Annotated in this window: 22 protein-coding genes and 1 pseudogene; 4 read left to right on the top strand and 19 right to left on the bottom strand. The window is 62.7% G+C overall.

Features of this window, described 5'->3' with window-relative positions:
- Window positions 1–32 precede the first annotated feature (32 nt).
- The 12 genes from HDC32_RS22190 to HDC32_RS22135 are packed head-to-tail and all read right to left on the bottom strand — an operon-like array spanning window position 33 to window position 10751.
- Window positions 33–2345 carry an MMPL family transporter gene (locus HDC32_RS22190; protein WP_184745458.1) on the bottom strand — a complete coding sequence of 771 codons (2313 nt, stop codon included), beginning with the start codon at window positions 2343–2345 and terminating at the stop codon, window positions 33–35.
- Window positions 2335–2925 (bottom strand): outer membrane lipoprotein carrier protein LolA, encoded by a 591-nt coding sequence (locus HDC32_RS22185; RefSeq protein ID WP_145335936.1) that lies wholly within the window; start codon window positions 2923–2925, stop codon window positions 2335–2337. Before HDC32_RS22185 ends, HDC32_RS22190 begins: the two co-directional genes overlap by 11 nt.
- Window positions 2922–3347 (bottom strand): thioesterase family protein, encoded by a 426-nt coding sequence (locus tag HDC32_RS22180; RefSeq protein ID WP_131696846.1) that lies wholly within the window; start codon window positions 3345–3347, stop codon window positions 2922–2924. The genes HDC32_RS22185 and HDC32_RS22180 overlap by 4 nt, the downstream gene beginning before the upstream one ends.
- On the bottom strand, window positions 3340–4881 hold the full coding sequence (gene hutH / locus HDC32_RS22175; RefSeq protein ID WP_131696845.1) for a histidine ammonia-lyase: 1542 nt from the start codon (window positions 4879–4881) through the stop codon (window positions 3340–3342). Before hutH ends, HDC32_RS22180 begins: the two co-directional genes overlap by 8 nt.
- A complete protein-coding gene (locus tag HDC32_RS22170; RefSeq protein WP_184745456.1) occupies window positions 4865–5800 on the bottom strand; it encodes a glycosyl transferase in 936 nt (311 codons plus the stop codon). Before HDC32_RS22170 ends, hutH begins: the two co-directional genes overlap by 17 nt.
- Entirely contained in the window at window positions 5797–6531 is a 735-nt protein-coding gene (locus HDC32_RS22165; RefSeq protein ID WP_184745454.1) for a glycosyltransferase family 2 protein, read from the bottom strand. The genes HDC32_RS22170 and HDC32_RS22165 overlap by 4 nt, the downstream gene beginning before the upstream one ends.
- On the bottom strand, window positions 6524–8194 hold the full coding sequence (locus tag HDC32_RS22160; protein WP_184745452.1) for an acyl-CoA synthetase family protein: 1671 nt from the start codon (window positions 8192–8194) through the stop codon (window positions 6524–6526). Before HDC32_RS22160 ends, HDC32_RS22165 begins: the two co-directional genes overlap by 8 nt.
- Entirely contained in the window at window positions 8191–8736 is a 546-nt protein-coding gene (locus HDC32_RS22155; protein ID WP_131696841.1) for a hypothetical protein, read from the bottom strand. The genes HDC32_RS22160 and HDC32_RS22155 overlap by 4 nt, the downstream gene beginning before the upstream one ends.
- Window positions 8733–8987: an acyl carrier protein gene (locus tag HDC32_RS22150; protein WP_003187949.1), complete on the bottom strand. Its 255-nt coding sequence runs from the start codon at window positions 8985–8987 to the stop codon at window positions 8733–8735. The genes HDC32_RS22155 and HDC32_RS22150 overlap by 4 nt, the downstream gene beginning before the upstream one ends.
- A gap of 9 nt (window positions 8988–8996) precedes the next feature.
- Window positions 8997–9266, bottom strand: coding sequence for a phosphopantetheine-binding protein (locus tag HDC32_RS22145; RefSeq protein WP_131696840.1), 270 nt, complete (start codon window positions 9264–9266; stop codon window positions 8997–8999).
- Window positions 9244–10056, bottom strand: coding sequence for a 1-acyl-sn-glycerol-3-phosphate acyltransferase (locus tag HDC32_RS22140; RefSeq protein ID WP_167655581.1), 813 nt, complete (start codon window positions 10054–10056; stop codon window positions 9244–9246). Before HDC32_RS22140 ends, HDC32_RS22145 begins: the two co-directional genes overlap by 23 nt.
- On the bottom strand, window positions 10032–10751 hold the full coding sequence (locus HDC32_RS22135) for a beta-ketoacyl synthase chain length factor (protein ID WP_131696838.1): 720 nt from the start codon (window positions 10749–10751) through the stop codon (window positions 10032–10034). The genes HDC32_RS22140 and HDC32_RS22135 overlap by 25 nt, the downstream gene beginning before the upstream one ends.
- Before the next feature lie 336 nt (window positions 10752–11087).
- On the opposite strand from HDC32_RS22135, the gene HDC32_RS22130 reads away from it, so the two are divergent.
- Together HDC32_RS22130 and HDC32_RS22125 are read left to right on the top strand one after the other, a co-directional pair.
- Window positions 11088–11858: a ParA family protein gene (locus tag HDC32_RS22130; protein ID WP_053139210.1), complete on the top strand. Its 771-nt coding sequence runs from the start codon at window positions 11088–11090 to the stop codon at window positions 11856–11858.
- A gap of 470 nt (window positions 11859–12328) precedes the next feature.
- Entirely contained in the window at window positions 12329–12544 is a 216-nt protein-coding gene (locus tag HDC32_RS22125) for a DUF6124 family protein (RefSeq protein ID WP_145335944.1), read from the top strand.
- An 88-nt stretch (window positions 12545–12632) separates the two neighbouring features.
- Here HDC32_RS22125 and trxC read toward each other — a convergent pair whose 3' ends face one another.
- The 6 genes and pseudogenes from trxC to HDC32_RS32505 all read right to left on the bottom strand — a co-directional run.
- A complete protein-coding gene (gene trxC / locus HDC32_RS22120) occupies window positions 12633–13067 on the bottom strand; it encodes a thioredoxin TrxC (protein ID WP_065925687.1) in 435 nt (144 codons plus the stop codon).
- Window positions 13068–13219: 152 nt separating this feature from the next.
- Complete coding sequence (selO, locus tag HDC32_RS22115) at window positions 13220–14683, bottom strand: protein adenylyltransferase SelO (RefSeq protein WP_184745450.1); 1464 nt, start codon at window positions 14681–14683, stop codon at window positions 13220–13222.
- A gap of 48 nt (window positions 14684–14731) precedes the next feature.
- Window positions 14732–18115: a mechanosensitive channel MscK gene (gene mscK / locus HDC32_RS22110; protein WP_167655578.1), complete on the bottom strand. Its 3384-nt coding sequence runs from the start codon at window positions 18113–18115 to the stop codon at window positions 14732–14734.
- A gap of 52 nt (window positions 18116–18167) precedes the next feature.
- The gene (locus tag HDC32_RS22105) at window positions 18168–19910 is read right to left on the bottom strand and encodes a potassium/proton antiporter (RefSeq protein ID WP_167655577.1); all 1743 of its coding nucleotides are present in this window, start codon (window positions 19908–19910) and stop codon (window positions 18168–18170) included.
- A gap of 233 nt (window positions 19911–20143) precedes the next feature.
- Entirely contained in the window at window positions 20144–21007 is an 864-nt protein-coding gene (locus tag HDC32_RS32510) for a methyl-accepting chemotaxis protein (protein ID WP_371920968.1), read from the bottom strand.
- Window positions 20999–21754: pseudogene (locus tag HDC32_RS32505) on the bottom strand (MCP four helix bundle domain-containing protein); the annotation flags it as partial. The pseudogene HDC32_RS32505 and the gene HDC32_RS32510, both read right to left, overlap by 9 nt.
- A 291-nt stretch (window positions 21755–22045) precedes the next feature.
- Here HDC32_RS32505 and HDC32_RS22095 point away from each other — a divergent pair.
- Window positions 22046–22276 carry a hypothetical protein gene (locus HDC32_RS22095; protein ID WP_003187970.1) on the top strand — a complete coding sequence of 77 codons (231 nt, stop codon included), beginning with the start codon at window positions 22046–22048 and terminating at the stop codon, window positions 22274–22276.
- The gene (locus HDC32_RS22090; RefSeq protein ID WP_017526490.1) at window positions 22273–22563 is read left to right on the top strand and encodes a cell division protein ZapA; all 291 of its coding nucleotides are present in this window, start codon (window positions 22273–22275) and stop codon (window positions 22561–22563) included. Before HDC32_RS22095 ends, HDC32_RS22090 begins: the two co-directional genes overlap by 4 nt.
- Here HDC32_RS22090 and HDC32_RS22085 read toward each other — a convergent pair.
- Window positions 22560–24362, bottom strand: coding sequence for an acyl-CoA dehydrogenase (locus tag HDC32_RS22085; protein WP_131696832.1), 1803 nt, complete (start codon window positions 24360–24362; stop codon window positions 22560–22562). The two genes, HDC32_RS22090 and HDC32_RS22085, sit on opposite strands and share 4 nt — an antisense overlap.
- Window positions 24363–24460 lie beyond the last annotated feature (98 nt).

Below are 24460 nucleotides of genomic sequence, written 5' to 3'. Positions count from 1 at the left end.
AGGGCTCCTTGCCGCTTTGGCGATAACTACATTCATGAGGCATGTTTCCGTTGGCCGGCCCAGGGCGCCAGCATAAAGCTGAATGCCAGGCCCAGGCTGACCGACAGGCCGAAATTACTCACTGCGGGGGTGCTGGACACCGCCAGCAGGCCGAATGACAACCAGGTTGTCAGTGCCGCCAGCAGTGTGCCTAAAAGGCTGACAGCAGGGCCGCCGATCTGTTCGCGCATCAAAATCGCATAGTCGACACTGATGGCCGTGACCAGCAGCAACCCGAACAGGCTGAACAGGGTCAACGGCTGGCCCAGCCAACCCAGGCTGGCCAGGCTGCACAGCGCCGCCAGCAACGGCAGGGCGACGATGCGCAAGGCACCGCCAACGCCGAACGGCAGGATCAGTAACAGCACGATCAGCACGCACGACATCAACTTCAATTCGGCGGCGCTGATCTGCGTGTCGGCGAATACACGGTTCAAATCACCGAGGCGATCCACCAACTGCACGCCGGGCAGATCCACGGCCTGCACCCGCAGCAGCGCCGGGTTGTTCAAGCCCTGCAGGCTGACCATGGCCGCCACACCGCCGTCCACCGGGCCGAGCCACAGCGTGCGCCAGGGTTCGGCCAACGGCCCCACCAGCGCAGCGTCGATGTCTTCGGTAGGTAGCGCTTGCAGTTGCGCGACTTCGGCTTGCAGGGCGCTGGCGGGCACGCCGAGGTCCAACAGTGGCTGCCAATGGTGTGGAAGTGCGCTCAGGGCATCGCGCAGCTGCTGTTGTTCGGCGGGCAGGCTGACCAGTTGGTTGAGCGCCAGGTAACCCTGGAGCTTGTCCATATTCACCAGTTGGTCCAGGCGTTGGCCCAGGGCGGCTTGCCGCTCCAGCAACTGCGGCTGGTTATCCGCACGTATCAGGAAAAACTGGCTGGTGGGCTGGAAACCGGTAATGCGTGCCACCGCCTGCGCCTCTTGCAACAACTGCGGCGGCGCGCCGATCCACTGGCGAATATCGTTTTTGCTGTTCAACTGCCACAGGCCACCGGCGCAGAACAACAGTACCCACGCCAGCAAAAATGGGCTCGGCACGCGCTTGAGCAAGGAAGCCCGCACCAGCCACAGGCACTCGGCGATGCGCAGCGGCCACTGCGCCGGGCGCAGTTCGACACCCTTGAGCAGTGCCGGCAGCAGGCACACCGCTGACAGGTAAGCGCCGATCAGGCCCGCGGCGGAGAACACCGCGATTTGCGTCAAGGCCGGAAACGGCGTCCAGGCCAACGCCAGGTAGCCAATGCAACTGGTGGCCAGGCTCAGGCTCAGCCCTGGCAGCGTCAGGCGCAATGCCGGCCAACTGCGCCAGGGGTTCATGCTCCAGCTTTTCGACAGGTAGTGCAGCGGGTAATCCACCGCGACGCCGATCAGGCTGGAGCCGAGCACCAGGGTCATCACATGCATATGGCCGAACAGCGCCACGCAAGCGACGGCACCAAACAGCATGCCCACCAGCACCGGCACAAACGCCAGCAGCACTCGCCAGCGGCGGAACGCCAGCAACAGCAACAGCAGGATGCCGACGGTGGCGCCACCGCCAACCCAGGTGATTTCCCGCGTGGCCTGTTGCTGCCCATTGGCGGCGTAGAGCAAACCGCTGGCGGCGAGCAATTGCGCGCCGTGTTCGCTGGCCTGCGTGCGGCTGGCCTGGAGCAAATCCGCTACTTGCAGCGGCAGTTTCATGTCGAAGGCATTGCCGGTGGTGCGTGCGCGCAGCAGCACCCAGCTCTTGCCGTCGGCATCGGCGATCAAGGCGCCGCTGCCGATGTCCAGTTGCACCGAGCCGTGTTGCGGCTGGCTGTTCTGGATGCGCCCGGTCAGGCCGAGCCAGTCGTCCTGGCTCGGCACCAGGCTGAAGCCGGTAAAGGGGTCGAACAGCGACTGCACCCGTTGCTGGATGAACGCGTCGGGGTGGTCGATCAGTTGTTCGCGGTCCTTGGCCGAGAGCATCGCCAGCCGCCCGCGCAGCAACTGCTCACGCAGCGCCGGCAGGTCGGCTTGCAGGTTCCATTGGACCTTCTCGAACAAGCCGCTCGCCTGCCAGCGTTCGCCCAATTGCTGCGCCACGGCCACCGCTTGCTGGCGATCGGCGTGCCCCACCAATACCAGTATTTCGCGGTTGAGCGGCTCCTGCATGCGCTGTTCGGCTTGCAACTCCAAGGCGTCCGGCGTGCTGCCCGGCACCAGCTCCATCAGGTTGGCCGACAGCGGTGCACCGTGGCGCCACTGCCAACCGGCCAGGGCCAGCACGGCCACCAGCAGGATCAGGAACAGGCGCGGCAATAGACGCTCACTGGGCAAAGTCGTGTTGCTCCGCGTCGCTCAATGGCTGGCCGGCGGTGCTGTCCTGCATGCGCAGTACGGTGCTGTCGCCTTGGGTTTCCAGCAGTTCGATGGTGTGTACCAGCTCACCGCCGTCGATATTGATCTGGGTGAATACCTGCTTGAGCAGCAGTGAGCGCGGGATCAGCGTGAGCTTCCATTGCCGGGCTTCGCCTTGCAGTTGCAGCTCGAAATCACGCTGCAAGCCGCTGCTGTCGCCCTGGAGCACGGCGAGGAACAGACGGTTCTGTTCGGCGCCGGCGCTCTTGTTCGGCAGCAGTTGCCAGCCGTTGGCGTCACGACGGGCGATGCCCTGGGCGCTGATGCGGTAGTCCTGTTGCAGCGGGGTTTTCAGCAGCCACAGCAGGCCGTGGTCCTTGGCCAGGACGAAGGTGCCCTTGCTGACCAACGGTTGCGGCAGCGCACGCAGGTGTTTTTCCTGGGTGAAGCTGCCGTGGATCACTGAGGGTTTGGCCAACTGGTCGCTGAGTTGTTGCAGGTCGAAGGCCTGGGCTTGAAGCGACAGCAGCAACGCGCCGAGGAAGGTGATCAGTTTCATGACAAGGCCCTGTCGACGGCGTCGGTGAATACTTTGGGGGACGCCAATTGCATCTCGCGACTGGCGATTTCCACCGCTACCTGCACAGTGCTGGCGCGGGTCAGACGCTCGCCGCTGGCCAGGTCGGTGATCAGGTAGTTGACCTTCAAGCGGTTCTCCCACTCCACCAGGCTGGCGCGCACGTTGATCGTCTGGCCGAACACCGCACCGCGCACATAGCGCAGTTGCATGTCGATCACCGGCCAGGCGTAGCCGGCTTCGAGCATCGCCGTGTAGTTGTGGCCGATCTTGTCCAGCAGCGCGCAGCGTGCGACTTCCAGGTACTTCACGTAATGCCCGTGCCAGACGACGTTCATGGTGTCGACGTCAAAAAACGGCACGAGGATTTCAGTGTCGCTGTGCAATACGCCAGGGCTACGCATGCAGCCTCCAGTGTTGCTCGGCGATGCGTTGCAGGCACAGGCGCAATTCGCCTTCGAGGGCACGGTCTTCGATGACCGGCGGGAAGTCCTGGGCCAGTTCCGCATGCATGGCCGCCAGCGCCGGCGGCAACGGGCGGGCGTCGTCGGCCTGGGCGCGCAGCCACACGCCCTGGTTGGCGGCGAGCAGAGTGGCGGCGGCGACCTGTTCGGTCAGTTCCAGCACGCGGATCGCATCGCGGGCGGCGATGGTGCCCATGCTCACCTTGTCCTGGTTGTGGCACTCGGTGGAGCGCGAGAACACGCTGGCCGGCATGGTGTTTTTCAGCGCTTCGGCGGTCCAGGCGCTGGTGCCGATCTGCACGGCCTTGAAGCCATGGTTGATCATCGCGCGGTCAGCCGGTGCGCCGGACAGGTTGCTCGGCAGACCGTGGTTGTAGCGCACATCCACCAGCAGCGCGAGCTGGCGGTCGAGCAGGTCGGCGACGTTGGCCACCAGGGTCTTGAGGCTGTCCATGGCAAAGGCGATATGCCCACCGTAGAAATGCCCGCCATGCAGCACGCGCTCTTCCTCAGCGTCGATGATCGGGTTGTCGTTGGCGCTGTTCAGCTCGATCTCGATAAACGAGCGCAGCCAGTTCAGGCTGTCTGCCAGCACGCCGAGGACGTGGGGCGCGCAGCGCAGCGAGTAGCGATCCTGCAGGCGATGCAGCGGCGCGGTCGGCGCGTCGATCGCCAGGTCCTTGCGCAGCCAGGCGGCGACTTGCATCTGCCCCGGATGTGGCTTGGCGGCGAACAGACGCTCGTCGAAGTGTTCCGGATTGCCTTGCAGCGCCACCACGTTCAGCGCGGTGATGCGTGTGGCCAGTTGCAGCAGGTAGTCGGCACGGGCAAAGGCCAGGCAAGCGATGCCGGTCATCACCGCGGTGCCGTTCATCAGCGCCAGGGCTTCCTTGGGACGCAGTACCAGCGGCTCCCAGCCGAGTTCGCGGTGCACGTCGGCGGCCAGGCGACGCTCGCCCCGGAACAGCACTTCGCGCTCGCCGGACAGGGTCGCGGCCACGTAGGACAACGGCGTCAGGTCACCGCTGGCGCCCACCGAGCCTTCTTCCGGGATCAGCGGCAGCACGTCGTGTTCGAGGAACCCATGCAGGCGCTCCAGCAGTTCCACGCGCACCCCGGAGACACCGTGGCACAACGACTGCAAGCGCGCCGCCAGCACCGCACGGGTGGCTTGGGCGTCGAGCAACTTGCCCAGGCCGCAACCGTGGAAGGTGTACAGGTGACGGGGCAGGGCCTCGACATGTTGCAACGGCACCGCGACCACGCAGGAGTCACCGTAGCCGGTGGTTACGCCGTAGATCACGCCTTCCTTGTCCAGCAGCGAGTCGAGGAACTGCGCGCCCTTGGCAATGCGTTGGCGATACGCGGCATCGCTTTGCAGCTGGGTAGGCACCTGACGGTTGGCCAGGGCCAGCACGTCTTCGATGCGCAGGGGGCGTTCGCCAAAGGTTACCGGCTCAAGATGCGTCGTCATCGGTCTTCCAGAAAGAGTAAAAGTTGAACCATTGTTGGGGCGCTTCCAGGCAGAACTGGCCCAGGCGTGCGGCGTAGCGCGCGGTCCACAGGGCGATGACCTGCTCGCGGGTGCTGCGTTTCCATTCGATCAATTGCGCGAAGGGCTCGATGGTCAGGCGATAGCGGCCTTGGTGTTTCAGGCACATCAGCAGGTTGACCGGGCATTTCAGCAGGCCCGCCAGCAGCCACGGGCCTTGGGGGAAGGCCGCGTCATGGCCGAGGAAATCCACGCGCACCGTGCGCCCGCCATGCAAGGGCACGCGGTCGCCGGCAATCGCCAGCCACTCGCCGTCGTCCAGGCGCTGGCTGAGCAGCAGCATGGTGGCAGGGTCCAGCTCACTGACCTGGATCAGGCGCAAGTGGGTGGCACCGGCTTCGCCCAGCAGGCGGTTGAAGCGTTCGGCGTGCTTGGTGTGCACCAGCACGTTCATGGTGACCTTTTCGCCGATTTCCGCCAGCGCGCGGCACACTTCGAGGTTGCCCAAATGTGCGCCGACCAGCATCTGGCCGCGCTCGCCGCGCAGTTGCCCGCGCAGTTTCGCCGGGTCGTTGATCTCGATCTGTTCCAGGCGCAGCTTGCCGTTCCACACGTCGAGTTTGTCGAGCAGGGCGTCGGCGAAGGCCATGAACTGGGCGAAGACTTTGCGCTGGCTGGGGCGCAGTTCGTCGCGCCCGCTCCAGTCGGCCAGGCGCTGCTGGTATTGCCAGGCGCTCTGGCGCGCGGTGCGGCCGAACAGGAAGAAGTACAACACGATGCCGTACAGCACCGGGCTCAGCAGGCGGCGGCCGAGGACCTTGGCGGCGAGGGCGGTGAATTTCATCAGCCAGTAGCTGCCGCGCTCTTCGCGGTCGGCCCAATGCTTGGTGCTGTCGCTCATGCCTGCCACCGTCGCCACAGGATCAGCGGTGCACGCACCAGCATGCCGAAGAACAGCCGGGTGTGCATGGCGCTGATGCGTACGTTGTCGCGGAACAGGCGGAAGTGCGACAGGCCGTCGGCAGGGTAATGCACCTGGGTCGGCAGCCAGCGCATCGGCTGGTTACGCCAGGCCAGGCGCACCAGTATGTCGGAGTCGAAGTCCATGTGCGTGCCGATGTAGGCGGAGTCCATCAGGGCCAGCACCGGGGCCAGCGGGTACACACGAAAGCCGCACATCGAGTCGCGGATCTGCAGCGACAGGGTGTTGATCCACACCCACACGTGGGTCAGGTAACGCGCGTACAAACGGCCCTTGGGCACGCTTTCGTCGTATTCGGGGTAGCCGCAGATGATTGCGTTGGGCTGCCTGCGGGACGCGTCGATAAACGTCTCGACTTCGCGCAGGTCGTGCTGGCCGTCGGCGTCGACCTGCAAGGCGTGGCTGAAGCCCAGGCGTGCCGCTTCGCGAAACCCGGCCATCACCGCGCCGCCTTTGCCTTTATTGTTCGGCAGGGTCAGCAGGGTGACGTTATCCAGGTCCGCCAATTGCGCCAGTACCGCTGCGCAGGCTGGGCTGCTGCCGTCGTCGACCAACAGGCACGGCAGGCCGCTGCTCAACAGGCTGCGGACCACGGCGGGCACGGCGGCCTCGTGGTTGTAGACCGGGATCAGGGCGCAGGGGTTATGCATGGGCGGGTTCCAATTGGATCCGGCCACTGGAGCAGGCCGCGACGCCGTTGCGATAGGCGAAATACAACTTGCTGCGTTCCTGGTCGAAGCGCAGGTGCAGTTCGATGCGGTCGCCGGGGCGTACCAGTTGCTGGAACTTGAGCACTTCCATGCCGGCAAAGGTCGCGGGCAGGTCGAGCAGTTGCTGGCCCAGGTTGAATGCCCATTCCACTTGCACCACGCCGGGCAGCACAGGTGTGACCGGAAAGTGCCCGCTGAAGTAGGCCAGGTCCGGCGGGACTATGATCTGCACGGTCCATTCGCCATCGACTTCGACTTGCTCCAGCACTTCCGGTGCTTTTGGCCGGGGCGCCAGCAGCAACGCGGCCACATCGGCCTGGGGCAGTTTGCCCTGGGCATTCAGTGGCAGCTGGCGCAGCAGCCGCCAGCGGCGCGGCAGCGCCAGGGCTTCGCAATGCTGGCTTAAATGTTGGCGCAGGGTCTGGGTGACGGTGCGTCGGCCCTGGTTGCGCAGGGCGTGCAGGCCGTCGGCACTGAGCACCACCAGCGCGCCGAGTGAGGCGCGGTTTTCCTGCACCACGCCCAGGCGCGTTTCGGCGACCCACGGGTGGGCCATCAGCGCCTGTTCGAGCATGGGCAGGGAGATGCGTTTTTCTTCCAGCTTGACGATACGGTCCAGGCGCCCGAGCAGCTCGAAGCGACCATCGGCATGGATGCGCGCCGCGTCAGCGGTTTGCTCTATATGCCCGACGGGCAAGTAAGGCGAAGCGATGCGCAGTGCACCGTCGGCATCCTGGCTCAGGTGTATATCGGCGAACGGCTGCCAGGGTTGCGCGCCCTGGCGCCAGGCAATGCCGCCGGTTTCCGAGCTGCCGAGAATCTCTGTCGGCCATTGCTGCAAGCGCTCGTAAAGACTGCTGGCCGCCTCGATGGGCAAGGCACCGCCCGACGAGAACACCCGCGATACCTGGCTCAGTGCCGGCCAATCGAGGTTGTCGCCCATGCGCTTGAGCAGCGCCGGGCTGGCGACCCAGGCGAATTGCGAGTGTTCGCGGCTGGCGCGTTGCATGTCTTCCGGAAAAGCCAACTGGCGGCGCACAAAGCTGCGCCCGGCGCACAGCGGCCACAGCACGCGGAACAGCAAACCGTAGATGTGCTGGGTGGCGACGCTGCCGATGATGCAGGCGTCTTTAAGGTCTGCACCCCACAACGCTTCCAGGGCCTGGACCTCATTGGCCAGTTGGCGCAGGGTCTTGTCGATACGCTTGGGTTCGCCGCTGGAGCCGGAGGTGCACAGGCTCAGTTGGCAGGTGTCCAGGTCGAGGGCGGCCGGGCTCAACGGCGCTTGATACAACGCGTCCAGGTCTGGCGCTTCAGTCAGCCAGGCGTCGACAACCGCGTCCCAGCGTTGGCGGGTCTGGGGTTGCAGATCGGCGGGCAGCAGCACGCTGGCCCCGGCGCGCCAGGCGCCCAGCAGTGCAATTGCCAGCAGGCCTGCGTCTTCCAGGTGCAGGGCCAGGCGCTGGATGCCACGCGCTTGCAACCCGGCCGCCAGGCTCAGGGAGTGTTCCCACAGCTGGGCGTGATTCATCGCAGGTTCGGTGGTCACCAAACGCTGTTCCAGCGGCTCGAGCAACAGGTGCTCAAGATTCAACCCATTCATACGCGGCCTCGAACCCTTTGTCGTACCAGCCATTCCACGGCAAACAACAGCCCCATCAGCCCGTAGGCGATCAAGCCGTTGTACAACGTCCACCAGCTCAACGGCGCCCATAGGGTGAGGGCAGCGGCGAGCAGGCCATTACACAGAAAAAACACGCACCACACCACGGTGACCTGGCGCGTATACACAATCGCGTTTGGCGGCAGTACCGGGTCGGTCATGCGCGCCAGGCGCTCTACCATCGGCGGGCCGTATTTCAGGCTGAGGCCGAACAGCGCCAACATGAACGCACTGACCAGGCTCGGGTACCAGCGCAACAGGTGCGGGTTATCGAACCAGGCCAGGGCCAGGCAAAACACGATCACTGCCACCGCCATCCAGCGGCTGCCGGGGCGGTGGGCACCGGTAAACGCGCGGAGCAGCCACAGGCTGCCCAGCAGCAACCCGAACTGCCACGGCGCAAAGTGCTCGGTGCCGTAATACACCGCAAAGGGGTACAGCAGCCCCGCCAACAACAGGCCAAGGCCGATCAGCCGGCTCATGCGGCGGGTTGGACCAGACGGTACACCGCCTCAACCACGTCGTTCACGGTGCGCACGGCCTTGAACTCTTCGGCAGCGATCTTCTTGCCGGTCTGGCGCTTGATATGGTCGATCAGGTCCACGGCATCGATGCTGTCGATTTCCAGGTCCTGGTACAGGTTGGCGTCGAGGGTGACGCGTTCCGGCGGCAGTTCAAACAGTTCCACCAAGGCATCGCGCAGGGTGTTGAAAATATCGTCACGAGTTTGCATGGTCCGGTCTCAAGCTGCCTGTCTGGCCGTGACGAACGCCGCAAGGCTGGCCACGTTGGTGAAGTGATCGCGTGTGTCCTTGGCGTCGGCATCGATCTTGATGCCGTACGTTTTCTGGATCGCCAGGCCCAATTCCAGGGCGTCTACCGAATCCAGGCCCAGGCCTTCGCCGAACAGGGTCTGGTCGCTGCCGATGTCGTCGGCGCTGATGTCTTCCAGGCCCAGGGCCTCGATGATCAGCATCTTTATGTCGTGCTCAAGGCGTTGTTGGTCGCTCATCTTCGGCGAGCTCCTTAATGAAATAGTGGTGCAGGTAATCGTTGAGCTTGCGTGAGGCCTGGGGCGCGGGCCCCAGTGTTGCGAACGCCTGTGGTTCTATATCGGCACCCACCCGCAAACTGAAGTGAAAACGGCGTTTCGGGATGCGATACCAGGGTTCGGCCTTGGTCAGGGTGGTGGGGCTGACCTTGATCACCACCGGGGTGATGATTGTCGCACCACGCAGCGCAATGGCAGCGGCCCCGCGATGAAAGGCGGGCGCCACGCCGGGTGTGGTGCGGGTGCCCTCGGGAAAGATGATCAGCGTCTGGCCTTCGCGCAGGGCGTCGGCGGCGGCGTCGAGCATGTCCGCGCTGCCGTCGTTGCTTATATAGCCCGCGTCGCGCACCGGGCCACGGGTGAACGGGTTTTGAAACAGGCTCTGCTTGATCACGCAATTGGTCTGGCGCATCAGGCCGATCAGGAACACCACGTCAATCAGCGACGGGTGGTTGGCGATGATCATCTGGCCCGGCTGGCCGAGCCTTTCGGCGCCTTCGACGCTGTAGGTCAGCACCCCGGCGCGCTGCATCATGCGGATAAAGAACCAGAACAGCTTGCTGATGGTATGACGGGCGCGGCGCTGGTGTCTTTCGACGTTGCCCGGCAGGCAACTGAGCAAGGGAAACACCAGCAAACGCAGGCACAACCCGCCGACGCCAAACACGAAGAAGCTGGCGGCAGTGGCGAACAGGCGCCAGTAGTAGGCATCCCGTGGCTTTTCGTTCACGGCTTGCGTTGCCAGTTCCATACACGGTTCTTCCAGGCATGTTGGCAGGCGCCCTGTTCGGTGAGCAGGGTGCGTAGCAGGTTCAGGGCGTGGGGCCACTGGGTTTGAGTGAGTTGGACAGTGCTCGCGGTGAGTTCCAGTTGCCACTCGTCGCCTGGTGTCAGCAGCAGGCCGAGGGCGTAGGGGAAGGGCACGTCAACGATCCAACTGGCGTAGGCCTCGGGCGGTTGTTCTTCGGTGATCACGAGCAATACTGCCGGGGCGCCTTCATTGAGCAGCGCGGCGGCTTCGAGCATGCCGTGCTCCAGGCCATCGCCGGCAGCGGCGAGGGCCGTCATCTCGCTGGTTTCATTGCGCAGGATCGACCATAGGCCAATCACCGCGTTATGCACCGACAGGCTGAATTGGGTCGGCGACAGCGGCTGGTCGTTGGCCAGGTCACTGAGGATGTCCAGGGTGCGCGGGGTTTCGCCATGCCGGGAAATAAACACCAGCGGCAGGTCTTGCAGGCCTTCGGCCAACGGCCAGCCCACGCTGAATGCCATGCGTGCCAGGCGGCTCAGGCGGCGGCGCTGCATGGCCGGCAGGAATGACACGTCGGGGGACGCATCGCTGGCAGGCAGCAACACCGGGGCCTGGCACCAGGCGTGCCAGTCGTCCGTGCTTTCCAGGCCAGGAGCCCAGGCACGCCATTGGGCGATGTTGAAGTTGATCACTGAGAAGTTATCCCGCCCCTGCGGGCTTCCATGTGCGGCTTTTGGCCCCGAATACCGGGACAGGGAGCAATCGCCGAATGGCGCGCATTATCCCGGTGCCGTGGGGTTCTAGCAAACTTTGGTAAAGAAATGTGCACGGCCGATTACAAATAGTGGGGAAGATTTACAGATTGTCCTTCAATGGGGGGCAAGTTGGATCGTCGGACACTTCCTTTTCACTTGTCCGCGACGTATGACAGGGCAGATGCGATGCAGCAATGCATCGATGAACGAGGTAGCTAACAGGCGCTTTTGCCCTCTACACTCGGACATTCATTGATACACGGAGGTTTTTCCATGCGGCGCGTGGTGTTCAATCAAAAAGGCGGTGTTGGTAAGTCCAGCATTGCCTGCAACCTGGCGGCGGTCAGCGCCAGCGAAGGCTATCGAACCCTGTTGGTGGACCTCGATGCACAAGCCAACTCGACCCAATACCTCACCGGGCTGACCGGCGATGACATCCCTATGGGGATCGCGGACTTTTTCAAGCAAACCCTGTCTTCCGGGCCGTTTTCGAAGAAGAACAAGGTGGATATCTACGAAACACCCTTCGACAACCTGCACGTCATCACCGCGACCGCCGAACTCGCGGACTTGCAGCCCAAGCTTGAAGCCAAGCACAAGATCAACAAGCTGCGAAAGCTGCTGGATGAGCTGAGCGAGGATTACGACCGGATCTACCTGGATACCCCGCCAGCCCTGAACTTTTATGCGGTTTCGGCGCTGATTGCCGCTGATCGTGTGCTGATCCCCTTCGATTGCGACAGCTTCTCGCGCCAGGCACTGTATGGCCTGCTGGCCGAAATCGAAGAATTGAAGGAAGACCACAACGAAGGCCTGGAAGTCGAAGGTATCGTGGTCAACCAGTTCCAGGCGCGGGCGAGCCTGCCGCAGCAAATGCTCGATGAGTTGATTGCCGAAGGCTTGCCGGTGCTGCCGGTGTACCTGGCCAGCTCGGTGCGCATGCGCGAGTCGCACCAGGAGAACAAGCCGCTGATCCACCTGGACCCACGGCACAAGCTCACTCTGCAATTTGTGGAGTTGCATAACCTGCTGGAAAACGCCTGATTTTGCTGGCGACACAAAACCTCTGTGGGAGGGGGCTTGCTCCCGATGGCGGTGTATCAGTCACGAGTACTTTGACTGACTCACCGCCATCGGGAGCAAGCCCCCTCCCACATTTGAATTGCATTTCAGTCGGGGATTGGATTTTTCCCACAGAGGCTGTAGGAAGGGTCTGGCTAGAGGGGGTGTGGCTTGTATCGTTGCCTACAGGTACGCCAGAATCCGCCGGCTTGTGCGTCTGGATGGGCATCTCTAAGGTTCTGCGGTCACTGAATGTTCAGTGATCGGGTTTAGTAGCCCGAGGTGAGACGTACGGCAATTCGTCGATCAGGAGCTTCCTGAATTTGATGGTGGCTGTACGGAGGGCGCTTTCGAGCGCGCCGGTTGCGTCTCCCCGGTCTACTAACCTGCGTACAGCTGCCACCCTCCGTTTAGTAGCGGCCGGTTGCGGCTCCACTACTCGGAGACGATCCATGGTTAACCTCTATACCGTTACAGCCAACCTCCCCACCGAAACCCTCATCCTCAACAGCTACGAAACCTTCTCCTCCGTCCGCACCCTGTTACTCAACCTGTCCAACGACCTCACCGGCGAACACCGCGACGTGGCCCTGGCTATCCACCAATTGAGCGAACTTGGCGTAATGCTGGTCGGCCAGATAATGGACCGCGAAGCCCCCGTGGCCTGAAGATAACACTCGGTCAAATGTGGGAGGGGCGGTGCGACGATTCGACTTGCCCCCTCCCACACTGTCCAGCCTTGTTCTCAAGGCCCGGTTACACCCCCTGGCTACGCAACCAGCTCATCAACTGCGGCAACGGAAACGCCCCGCTCTGGCGCGCCACTTCGCGGCCGTTCTTGAACAGAATCAGACTGGGGATCGACCGGATCCCCAGTTGCGCCGACAGCTGCTGGTTGGCCTCGCTGTCCAGCTTGGCCAACCGGCACTTGCCTTCCAACTGCCCGGCCGCCTGCTCGAACACCGGCGCAAACGACTTGCACGGCCCACACCAATCGGCCCACACGTCCACCAGCAACGGCAAATCGCCCTTGATCTGACTGGCGTAGTCGCCTTGCTTCAGCTCGAAAGGCTTGCTCAGTAGAACCGGTTGCTTGCAACGCCCGCACTTGGGCGTATCACCCAGGCGTTCGCCGGGGATGCGGTTGAGGCCGTTGCAATGGGGGCAGGGGATAACGAGAGGGTCGGACATGGTGGGCTCCTGAGTATGGCCATTAGTCTCTATTTGGAGTCAGCGCCGATAGTTATCAAGATAGATACATGACTGTGGCGAGCGGGCTTGCCCCGCGTTGGGCTGCGCAGCAGCCCTGCGGGAGTAAGCTCTCTCGCCACAGCCTCTCTGTCTTACGACGAACAACTGATCTCCAAATGCTTGCCCCAATCCGGCGGTCGTTGCGCGTACTGTTCCATCCCCGCCTGCTCCTCGAACGGTTTGGAAAGCACCTCATGCAACCGTCGCACTTCGCTGTAATCGCCTGATTCGGCGGCAGCGATAGCGTTCTGTGCGAGGTAGTTACGCAGGATGTATAGCGGGTTCACTGCGTGCATCCGCTCACGGCGCTGTTCCTCGCTGTAATCCCCATCCCGCTCAACACGAGCCTTGTACAGTCCTGCCCAGGCATCAAAGCCGGCGAGGTCGACAAAATCATCGCGCAGCTTCGCCACCGCCAGCGCTGCCGGTTCATCCCCCAGCCGCCGGAAGAACAGCGTGTAATCCACACCGCTGTTCTGCATCAGCTTCAGCAACTGCTCGACCAGCTTCTGGTCCTCGTCTTCGGCAGTGGTCAGCCCCAATCGGCGGCGCATCAGGTCCAGGTAGTGGGCCTGGTACAGCGGCAGATACAGGCCAAGGGCTTCTTTCAAGGCGTCGACGCTGATAAAAGGCGTGAGCGCCTGGGCCAGCGCGCTGAGATTCCACTGGCCGATGGGCACTTGGTTACTGAAGGAATAGCGCCCTTCATGGTCCGAGTGGTTGCAGATGAAGTGCGCGTCAAAGTCGTCGAGAAACGCAAACGGCCCGAAGTCGAAGGTGATGCCGAGGATCGACATGTTGTCGGTGTTCATCACCCCGTGGCAGAAACCATAGGCCTGCCATTTGGCGATCATCTCGGCGTTGCGTTCGACGATTTCGCGGAACATCGCCAGGTAGGGCTCGGGCTGTTCCCGGCACTCGGGGTAGTGCAGGTTCAGCACGTGTTCGGCCAGCTCGGCCTGCTGTTCGGGCTTCTTGGTGTAGTAGAAATATTCGAAATGACCAAAGCGGACATGGCTGGGCGCCAAGCGTAGCACCATCGCCCCACGTTCCTGCTTCTCCCGCCAGACCGGGGTGCTGGAGCCGATCACGCACAACGCGCGGCTGCTGGGGATGCCCAATGCATGCAGCGCTTCGGAGGCCAAAAACTCCCGGATTGACGAGCGCAGCACCGCGCGGCCATCGCCCATGCGCGAGTAGGGCGTCATCCCCGCGCCTTTCAGGTGCAGATCCCAATGTTCGCCGGCCTCGTTGTACACCTCGCCCAGCAGCAACCCTCGGCCATCGCCCAGTTGTGGGGTGTAGCCGCCAAACTGATGCCCGGAATAGACCATCGCCCGCGGCTCGGCTTCGGCCCACAGCTTGTGGCCGCTGAACAGCTCGGCAAACACCGGCGTTTCGGCCACTGCAGGGTCGAGGTCGAGCAGGGCCATGGCGGCATTGCTTGCCACCACTAGGCGCGGTTCGTCGAGGGGCTCGGGCAATACGTGGGTTGAGAACGCGTCGCCCAGGCGTGCGAAGCGGTTGTCGAAGGTCAGTTCGTCGAGGGCTTTCACCGGCCATCTCCAGCAGAATGTCCGAGCATTCTGCTGGGGATAGGGCATTTAGTCGAGTTTGCTCGGCGGTGGCTCGGGTGCATCCGCCACTTTGCCCGCCGGCGGCTCTGGCACATCTTGCGCCTCGGCCGGCCCGACGATGGTTCTCTTCTCGTCTTCCACCGGCACCAGCTTGTATTCCTGGCCGTGGAGGTTTTTGAGGTACACCTCCATCTGCCGGAAGGAGATGTTGATGTGGTGGTTCTTGAACTCGCGGTTGATAAAGCGGTTCACTTCGTCGATCACCGGGTTGCGGTCGCCGAGGTCGCGCACGTGCATGCGCAGTTCGTGGTCCAGTGTACTTTCGCCGAAGTTGAGGAAGTACACGTGGGGTTCCGGTTCCTTCAACACCCTCGGGTTTTCTCGCGCGGCCTTGAGCAACAATTCCTTCACCAGGTCCAGGTCGGAGCCGTAGTCCACGCCCAGCTTGAGGGTGACGCGGGTGATGGTGTCGGTCAGCGACCAGTTGATCAGTTGCCCGGTAATGAACGTCTTGTTGGGGACAATGATGTCCTTGCGGTCGAAGTCGGTGATGGTGGTGGCGCGGATGCGGATCTTGCTCACCGTACCCGACAGGTTGCCGATGGTGATGGTGTCGCCGATCCGCACCGGACGTTCGAACAGGATCATGATGCCGGAGATGAAGTTGGCGAAGATCTCCTGCATCCCGAAGCCCAGGCCCACCGACAGCGCGGCGACTAGCCACTGCAACTTGTCCCAGCTCACGCCGAGGGTGGACAGTGTGGACACGAAGCCCACGCCGGCGATCACGTAAGACAGCAATGTGGTGGTGGCGTAGGCGCTGCCCTGGGCCAGGTCGAGCTTGGACAGTACGAGTACTTCCAGCAAACCCGGCAGGTTACGCGCCAGTGCGAAGGTGATGCCGATGATGATCAGCGCGCCAAGCAAGTCGCCGATGCTGATCGGCACCATGCTGATATTGGCACCGGTGCCGCTGGTGTATTCGTACAGGGTGACGTTATCCAGGTACGAAAACACCGAGATCAGGTCCGACCACACCCAGTACAGCGCGGCGATAAAACCGCCGAGCAGGGCCAGGCGAATCAGGCGCATGGACTGTTCGTTGACCTGCTCGATGTCCAGTGTCGGTTCTTCGATCACCGCTTCGCCGTCACCCGCTTCCTTGGCCGCCTGGCGTTTGGCCAGGGCGCGGGAATAGGCCAGGCGCCGGGCGGCAACGCCGAGGCCGCGGACGAAGGTGGCTTCGATCACCAGCCAGAACATCAGCAGGTACAGGGTGTTGATCAACCGGTCGCTGAGCTTGAGCGCGGTGTAGTAGTAGCCAAAGCACACGGCGATAAACAGCGCGATAGGCAGCGCGGTGAACACCAGGCCCATGGCTTTGCGGAACAGCGAGGCTTTTTCGTGGGTCGGGCTGTGGAGCAGCAGGCGCCCCAGCAACCAGGCCATCAGGGCGTAGCAGGTCAGGACCACGGCGATGCCCAGCACGTCGTCGGCCAGTGCTGCCGGTTGGTGCTCGGCGATGGCCACCACAGCCACCAGGGCCAGCACCACCAGCCCGAGTTTGCGCACCCAGCCTTGGAGGAATTCGACTTGGGGCTTTTCCCAGCGGAAGTGCAACTCGGCCACGCCGCCCGGCGCCAGGATGCGGTAGGCGGTGTAGAACACCAGCCACGCCTGGGCCAGTTGCAGCAGGGCTGAACCCAGGTTGGCGTTTTGCCCACGGGCGTCGATCTGCAGCGCGTAGCCGCACAGCGCCAGCCCCAACGATACGGGCATGGCCAGCAGGATATTGATCAAGATCGCTTGCGGTGTGTGCCACTGGCTGTCGCGCTTGAAGTGACCGATGTCCAGGTGGACCTTGTTCAGGCGTTGGTACAGGGCCTTGCGTCGCCACAGCAGCGCGCCGATCAACAGCAGCAACGGCAGGAACAGCAGCGGGCGCTGGGTCAGGCCGTCGTACAACTCGCTGACGCTGGAAGCCCAGGGCAGGGTGGCAACCTGCTTGCTCAGGTGCGCCGGCACGGTTTCCAGCCACTCGGTGTCCAGCGGCTTGTTGCTGGGGATCCAGAACATCTGTTCATCGAGCGTCGCGCGCAGGGTGGTGGCGGTGCTGAGCAGTTGTTTCTGGTTCAGTTGAAGGGTGATGGATTCGTTAAGCAGCGCGCTCAACTCTCGGCTCAGGCGCTCCAGCAGGTCACTGCGGGTAATCGCCAGTTCCAGCAGGGTACGCCGCAGTTGTGGGGTGACGTCGGCCGGCGGCTGGTTGGCCAGCAGGTTGTCCACATAAGTGCTGGGAGAGCTGATCAGCTCGCGCTGTTGGTTGACCTCAAACTGGTACAGGCGAATGTTGGCGATGTCGTCCGCCAGGTCGCGGTCCACGGTCAGGCGGGGCAGTGCTTGTTTCTGCTTATACAAAATTTTCGACAGCAGCAGGCTGCCCTTGAGCACGTTGATTTGCTCGTCCAGGGCCGAATCGCTCTGGGTCACTGTGTCCAGTTGCTGTTTGGTCTGCAGGTTCTTCTGGGTCAGGTCGTTGAGGCGGTCGGTGCTCTTGAGCAGGTAGTCGGACAGCTTCAGGTTGGCCGCGCTTTCCGTGGCCAACAGGCTGCTGCCGCCGGCCTTTTGCGCTTCGATGGACTGCTGGGTAACGGTCTGTTGGGACTGGGCCAGGCGTTTCTGGTTGATCAGGGTTTGCAGGTCCTGGATCTCTTGTTCCAGGCGCGCGGTCTTTTCCACCACCAGGTCGTGCTGGCTGTTGCCCAGGTCTTGCAGTTGGCTGTTGCCGGCCAGTTCCTGGCGGCGCAGGGGAATCAGGGCATTCAGTGCGGCAAGTTCGGCATTCAGCTGGTTGCGCTGGTCGCTGCTGAGGGCTTTGCCATTGTCCTTGCCGGCCTTGAGGGTCGAATTGATCTGCTGGATGCGCGTCTGGCTGCTGCTGATTTCGGTCTGGGCACGCTCGGGGCGGGTCTGGGCCGCGATGGTCAGGCTGTTGGCTTCGGCCAGGTCTTTTTGCAGGTCGCCTTGCTGGGTGGTGCGCTGCACCAGCAGTTGCTCGAGCTGCGGTACCGGCAGGGTGGCGTAGCGCTGGGCGACCGGAATGATCTTGGTGGCCTTGAGCCGGGTCAGTTCGCGCTGGTTCTCGCTGGTCTGGCGCGGGGCGTCTTCCAACTGGCGCTTGAGGTCGACCAGACGCTGTTCGTAATCCTGCTTGTTGCCCAGGTAGGTCAGGGTCTGTTGCAGGATCGACTGCAGCGCCTTCATGTCGGCGTCGGGCAGCTTGCGATCAGGCAGCTTGTCCAGGGTTTGCTGGATGGCGTCGGCGCTGGGCGGGTCGGCGGCGTAGACGCTGCCGACACAAAGGGTCAGGCCCAGCAGGGCAGTGGCGAGAAAAGTGCGCAGGGTAGGCATAGAGACCGATCGAGCAAGGTGAAGAATCGGGGGCGTGCTGTCGCCCCGCAGTTTAGAGGAAGAGTCCGGGGGCCGGGCGACTTCCTTCGGGGAATCTGACGCCGACTTTGCCAATCTTGTTCCCGTCCATGACCGCGACGGTCCAGATGGTGTTGTTCCACTCCACCTGGTCGCCCACCACCGGCGCGCCGCCGACTTTCTGGGTGATGAAGCGGCTCAGCGGCATGTCCGGGTCGATCCCTTCGAGCTTGAGGCCATACAGCGCCGAAACCGCACCCAGTTGGGCGTCGCCTTCGAGTACGAAGTCGCCGAAGAAGCGCAAATCGAGGCCGCGCTGCGGTGCCTGGCTGAACAGTTTGCCCAGGGCCGGCAGGTTGTGTTCGTGGCCGATCACGCAGAGCAAATCGCCAACTTCCAGCACCGTACTACCCGACGGATGGAGCAGTTGCTGGCCACGGAACAGGGCAGCGATACGCGTGCCTTCGGGCATTTTCAGCTCACGCAGGGCCGCGCCAATGCACCATTTTTCTGCGCCCAGGCGGTAGACGAACAGCTCCCATTCGCTGGTGACGTGCACTTCCAGGGCGGCGCGGGAGATCGGCGCCGGGTCCGGCGGAACGGTCACTTTCAGCAGCTTGGCCACCCACGGCAGGCTGGTGCCCTGTACCAGCAGCGACACCAGCACGATAAAGAACGCCAGGTTGAAGTACAGCTGCGCGTGGGGCAGACCCGCCATCAACGGGAACACCGCCAGGATGATGGGGACCGCGCCACGCAGGCCGACCCAGGCGATAAAGGCCTTTTCGCGGCCATGGAACGCCTTGAACGGCAGCAGGCCGACCATCACCGACAGCGGCCGCGCGAACAGGATCATCCACAGCGCCAGGCCCAGGGCCGGCAGGGCAATCGGCAGCAAGTCATGGGGCGTGACCAGCAGGCCCAGCACCAGGAACATACCGATCTGTGCCAGCCAGGCCATGCCGTCGAGCATATGCAAAATGCCATGACGGCTACGCACCGGGCGATTGCCGATCACCAGGCCGCACAGGTACACGGCGAGGAAGCCGCTGCCATGCAGGGCGTTGGTCAGGGCGAACACGAACAGGCCACCGGCGATCACCAGGATCGGGTACAGGCCGGTGGCCAGGTTGATGCGGTTGACCATCTGCAGCATCAACCAGCCGCCGCCGAGGCCGACGATGCCGCCGATGCCGAACTCGCGCACCAGATGGGTCAGCAGGCTCCAGTGCAGGCCGGTCTGGCCGCTGGCGAGCATGTCGATCAAGGTGACGGTGAGGAACACCGCCATCGGGTCGTTGCTGCCGGATTCGATCTCAAGGCTGGCGGTCACCCGTTCGTTCAAGCCCTTGCCGCCCAGCAGCGAGAATACGGCTGCGGCGTCGGTTGAGCCGACAATCGCGCCGATCAGCAAGCCTTGAATAATATTCAGGTTGAACAGCCAGGCCGCCGCCATGCCCGTGAGGCCGGTGGTAATCAACACCCCCACCGTGGCCAGGGACAACGCCGGCCAGAGTGCCACGCGGAAACTCGCCACCCGCGTGCGCAAACCGCCGTCGAGCAGGATCACCGCCAGCGCGAGGTTGCCCACCAGGTAGGCAGTCGGGTAATTGTCGAAGATGATGCCGCCGCCATCGACGCCGGCGACCATGCCCACGGCCAGGATGATCACCAGGATCGGGATGCCCAGGCGCGAGGAAAGAGAACTCACCAGAATGCTCGCACTCACCAGCAACGCGCCGATCAAGAACAGGCTGTTGATGGTTGTCGCATTCAAAGGCAGTACTCCATGAGCAAATAAGGCGAGGCGCAAACTGACCATGCAGTCTGCGTGCCAGGGATTCTAACCTGTTGAATTGCTGTGCTGTCAAAAAGCTTTTAACGCCGGGCGCAGATCTGAATGTGGGAGGGGGCTTGCCCCCGATGGCGGTATTTCAGTCAGCTTATCTGTAACTGACCCACCGCTATCGGGGGCAAGCCCCCTCCCACATTTCAAGCCAGTGCAGGCAGTTAGAGGCGGAAGCGGCCAACCATCCCATTCAAATCCACCGCCAGGCGCGACAGCTCATTGCTCGCCGCACTGGTCTGGCTGGCGCCCGTGGCCGACTGCACCGACAGGTCACGGATATTTACCAGGTTGCGGTCCACTTCCCGCGCCACCTGCGCCTGTTCTTCCGCCGCGCTGGCGATGACCAGGTTGCGCTCGTTGATCTCGACAATCGCCGTATTGATGGTATCCAGCGACATCCCTGCGCCTTTGGCGATGTTCAACGTCGACTCCGCGCGTTCGGTGCTGTTGCGCATCGAGTCCACCGCGTGCTCGGTGCCGGCCTGGATACTGCCGATCATCCGCTCGATCTCGCTGGTGGACTGCTGGGTGCGATGGGCCAGCGCCCGCACTTCATCGGCAACCACCGCGAACCCACGACCGGCTTCCCCGGCACGCGCCGCTTCAATTGCCGCGTTCAGGGCCAGCAGGTTGGTCTGGTCGGCCAGGCCGCGAATCACGTCCAGCACTTTGCCGATATCGCGCGACTCATTGGCCAGTTCGCCAATCAGCGTGGCGGTCGCTTGCACATCGCCGCTCATGCGCTCGATGGCGCTGACGGTTTCCTGCACCAGGTCGCGGCCGTCACCAGCGGAGGTGGTGGCGTTGCGCGAGGCTTCAGAGGTGCTCACCGCATTGCGCGCGACTTCTTCGACGGCGCTGGTCATCTCGTTGACGGCGGTGGCGGCTTGTTCGATTTCGTTGTTCTGCCGGGTCAGGCCGCGCGCGCTTTCGTCGGTGACGGCGTTCAGCTCCTCGGCGGCGGAGGCCAGCTGGGTGGCGGAGCCGGCGATGCGTTGCAACGTGTCGCGCAGCTTTTCCTGCATCTTGGCCATGGCGGCCAGCAGGCGTCCGGCTTCGTCGTTGCCGTCGACCTTGATCGGCCGCGTCAGGTTGCCTTCGGCGACTTCTTCCGCCGCTTCGAGCGCTTGGGAAATCGGCAGGGTGATGCTGCGGGTCAGCAGCCAGGCGAACAACATCGTCAGCGCCGTGGCGATCACCAGCAGGCCAATCACCCAGTCAAAGGCCATGTTGTACTGGTCTTCGGCCTGTTGATTGGTGGCCAGGGCGGCCTTGTTGTTGTAGTCCAGCAGGCGGTTGAGCACCATGTTGACCTGCTCGGAGTTGTTCAACAGTTCTGTGTTGAGAAGGTTGCGCAGCTCATCGATCTGGTTGGCGCTCGACAGGCTCTTCATACGCGCTTCAATCTGCTGGTACTGGGTAAGCAGGCGCATATATTCGTCGTAGATCGAGCGTTCTTCGCCGCTGTCGATCAGTTTCTCGTAGACGCCCTGGGCGGTGCGGATCTGCTGGTTGCGCAGTTCGAAGGCTTCCAGGGTCTTTTGCTGCACGTCCGGCTCGCGGTTGGTCAGCAAGCGGTACGACAGCACGCGCAGGCGCAGGGTCAGTTGGGTGAACTCATCCAAGGCGCGAATGCTTGGCACGCTGGACTGGGTGATGTCTTGGGTGGCGCCACGGATCTTGCTCATCTGGTTCAGGGCGAACACGCCTAGAAACAACATCAACGCGCCAATAAGCGAGAAGCCGAGGAAGGCCCTCGGAGCGATATTCATATTACGAAGCGACATGCGGAAATCCTGGGAGAGGCGCGATCCGTGCGGTCATGAGACGGGGTGTGCCTCTCTATCGGGCATACGACTAAAGTCTATAGGGGGCTGTGCGTTTTTGTCGCACCTGACGAGGGGTTGCGCGGATTCAGGAACCAGAAGGGGGAAATGCAGTCACTAAGGCTCGAAAGCGTGGCCCGGCCCTTAAAAAACGGGCTGCGCGCCAGGGATAACCCTGGCATCCGAGGTGAATTTTCTTTATCGTCACCGCCCTTTGAAAAAGCCCGAGAAATCAAAATGTTAGAAGCATCCCTCAGCCAACTGGAACAACTGGTCAGCGACCTGGTACAGCAGAATCAGGAGCTACTGGGCAGCAACGAATCCCTCAAGGCCGAACTGGCTCGCGCCAAGGATGAGAACGACAGCCTGCAACTGAACCTGATGGAACAGGAAGAAAAGCACGGCGCGACGGCAGCGCGTATCCAGGCGCTGGTTGAGCGCGTGAGCGCAGGCCCTGTCAGCGCATGAATGAAGGGATAAAGGTCGTTTCGATTCTCGGAGAGGATTACTCGATCAAGGCCCCGGCCGGGGAAGATAAAACCCTGATGCACGCCGTGACCATGCTCAAGGCCTCCCTGGCCACCACCAAGAAAAAGTACCCGACCCTGATCGGTGACAAGCTACTGGTGCTGGCGGCGCTGAACCTGTGCGCCGAGCAGATCGAAATGCAGCAGGCTCACCAACAGGAACTCGACCGTTACCAAGAGCAAGTCAGCGCCACGGTCGAGGTGATTTCCAAGGCGATCCAGCCCTAGAACCACTCATCCTGCATCCCCAGGCACGTATCATCCCGTGCCTCCAGAATCGCCAGTTCATGATGGCAGCCCGGTACTTCCCAGGTCAGGAAATACCGGGCGGCCTGGAGCTTGCCTTTATAGAAGGCGACATCGGCCACATTGCCCTTGGCCAGCCCTTCTTCGGCGCGAATCGCCTGTTCCAGCCAGCGCCAGCCAATTACCGTGTGCCCGAATACCTTCAGGTACAGCGCCGAGTTCGCCAGGCTGCTGTTGACCTTGCCCTGGGCGAGATCCGTCAGCAGGCCGATCGTCACGCTTTGCAGACGGGCCACGAGGTGTTCCAGCGGTTCTCCTAACGCCGTCAGGCCTGGATATTCCTGTGCCCGCGAGCCCGTGTCGGCGATCAGCCGGATCAGTTGCTTGAGCCCCGCGCCGCCGTTCTGCGCCAATTTGCGCCCCAGCAAGTCCAGGGACTGGATGCCATGGGTGCCCTCGTGGATCGGGTTCAGGCGGTTGTCGCGGTAGTACTGCTCCACCGGGTATTCGCGGGTGTAGCCGTGGCCGCCGAGGATCTGGATTGCCAGCTCGTTGGCCTTGAGGCAGAACTCCGAGGGCCAGGATTTGACGATGGGCGTGAGCAGGTCCAGCAGTTCGTGGGCCTGTTTACGCTCTGCCTCGGTTTCCAGCGTCGTGGTGTCATCGAACAGGCGCGCGGCGTACAGGCCCAGGTCGAAGGCGCCTTCGACGTAGGCTTTTTGCGTTAGCAGCATGCGCTTGATATCGGCGTGCTGGATGATCGAGACCGGCGCGGTGGACGGGTCTTTGCTGTCGGGCAGGCGACCTTGCGGACGTTCGCGGGCGTATTCCAGCGAATAGAGATAGCCGGCGTAGCCGAGCATCACCGCGCCCATGCCCACACCGATGCGCGCCTCGTTCATCATCTGGAACATGCAGCTCAGGCCCTGGTGCGGCTTACCCACCAGATAGCCGACGCAGTTACCGTTATCGCCGAAATTCAGCGCCGTCGACGTGGTGCCCCGCCAGCCCATCTTGTGAAACAGCCCGGCCAGCAGGACATCGTTACGTTCGCCCAGGCTGCCATCATCGTTGACCAGGAACTTGGGCACGATAAACAGCGAAATGCCCTTCACCCCGGCCGGCGCGTCCGGCAGTTTGGCCAGCACCATGTGCACGATGTTTTCCGACAGCGGGTGGTCGCCTCCGGAGATAAAGATCTTGTTGCCCTTGAGTCGATAGCTGCCGTCAGCCGCTGGTTCGGCGCGGGTACGAATATCTGACAGCGATGAGCCGGCGTGGGGTTCGGTCAGGGCCATGGTGCCGAAGAAGCGGCCTTCGATCATCGGTTGCAGGAAGCGCTGTTTCTGCTCCTCGGTGCCGAAGCTTTCGATCAGGTTGGCGGCGCCCATGGTCAGGAACGGGTAGGACGTCGAGGCCGCGTTGGCGGATTGGAAGTGAGCGAAGCAGGCTTGAGACAGCAGGGTCGGCAACTGCATGCCACCGGCTTCGAAGCTGCGGGCCGCATTGAGGAAGCCGGCTTCAAGGAACGCATCCACCGCCGGTTTCACTTCCGGAATCAGAATCGCCTTACCGTCCTCAAAACGTGGTTCGTTCTCGTCGTTTTTGCGGTTGTGTGGCGCGAAGTACTTCTCTGCAATGTTGCGGGCCGTGCTGATGGCCGCATCGAAGGTTTCGCGATTGTGCTCGGCAAACCGCTCGCGCTGGGTCAGGCCCTCGGCATCGAGGACTTCGTACAGCTCGAAAGCCAGATTGCGGGAACTGAGCAGCGTCTCGGACATGGCGGCTTACCTTTGGAGGAATTGGCCTGAGTCTAAGTGCGCGAATAAAGACTGGATAGCAAGATTGATCTGGGTGATGAAGAGGCAGAACGAGGGGA

The sequence above is a fragment of the Pseudomonas sp. JAI120 genome (assembly GCF_014207255.1).
GTDB lineage: Bacteria > Pseudomonadota > Gammaproteobacteria > Pseudomonadales > Pseudomonadaceae > Aquipseudomonas.
This window is presented reverse-complemented; position numbering and strand designations above follow the sequence as displayed.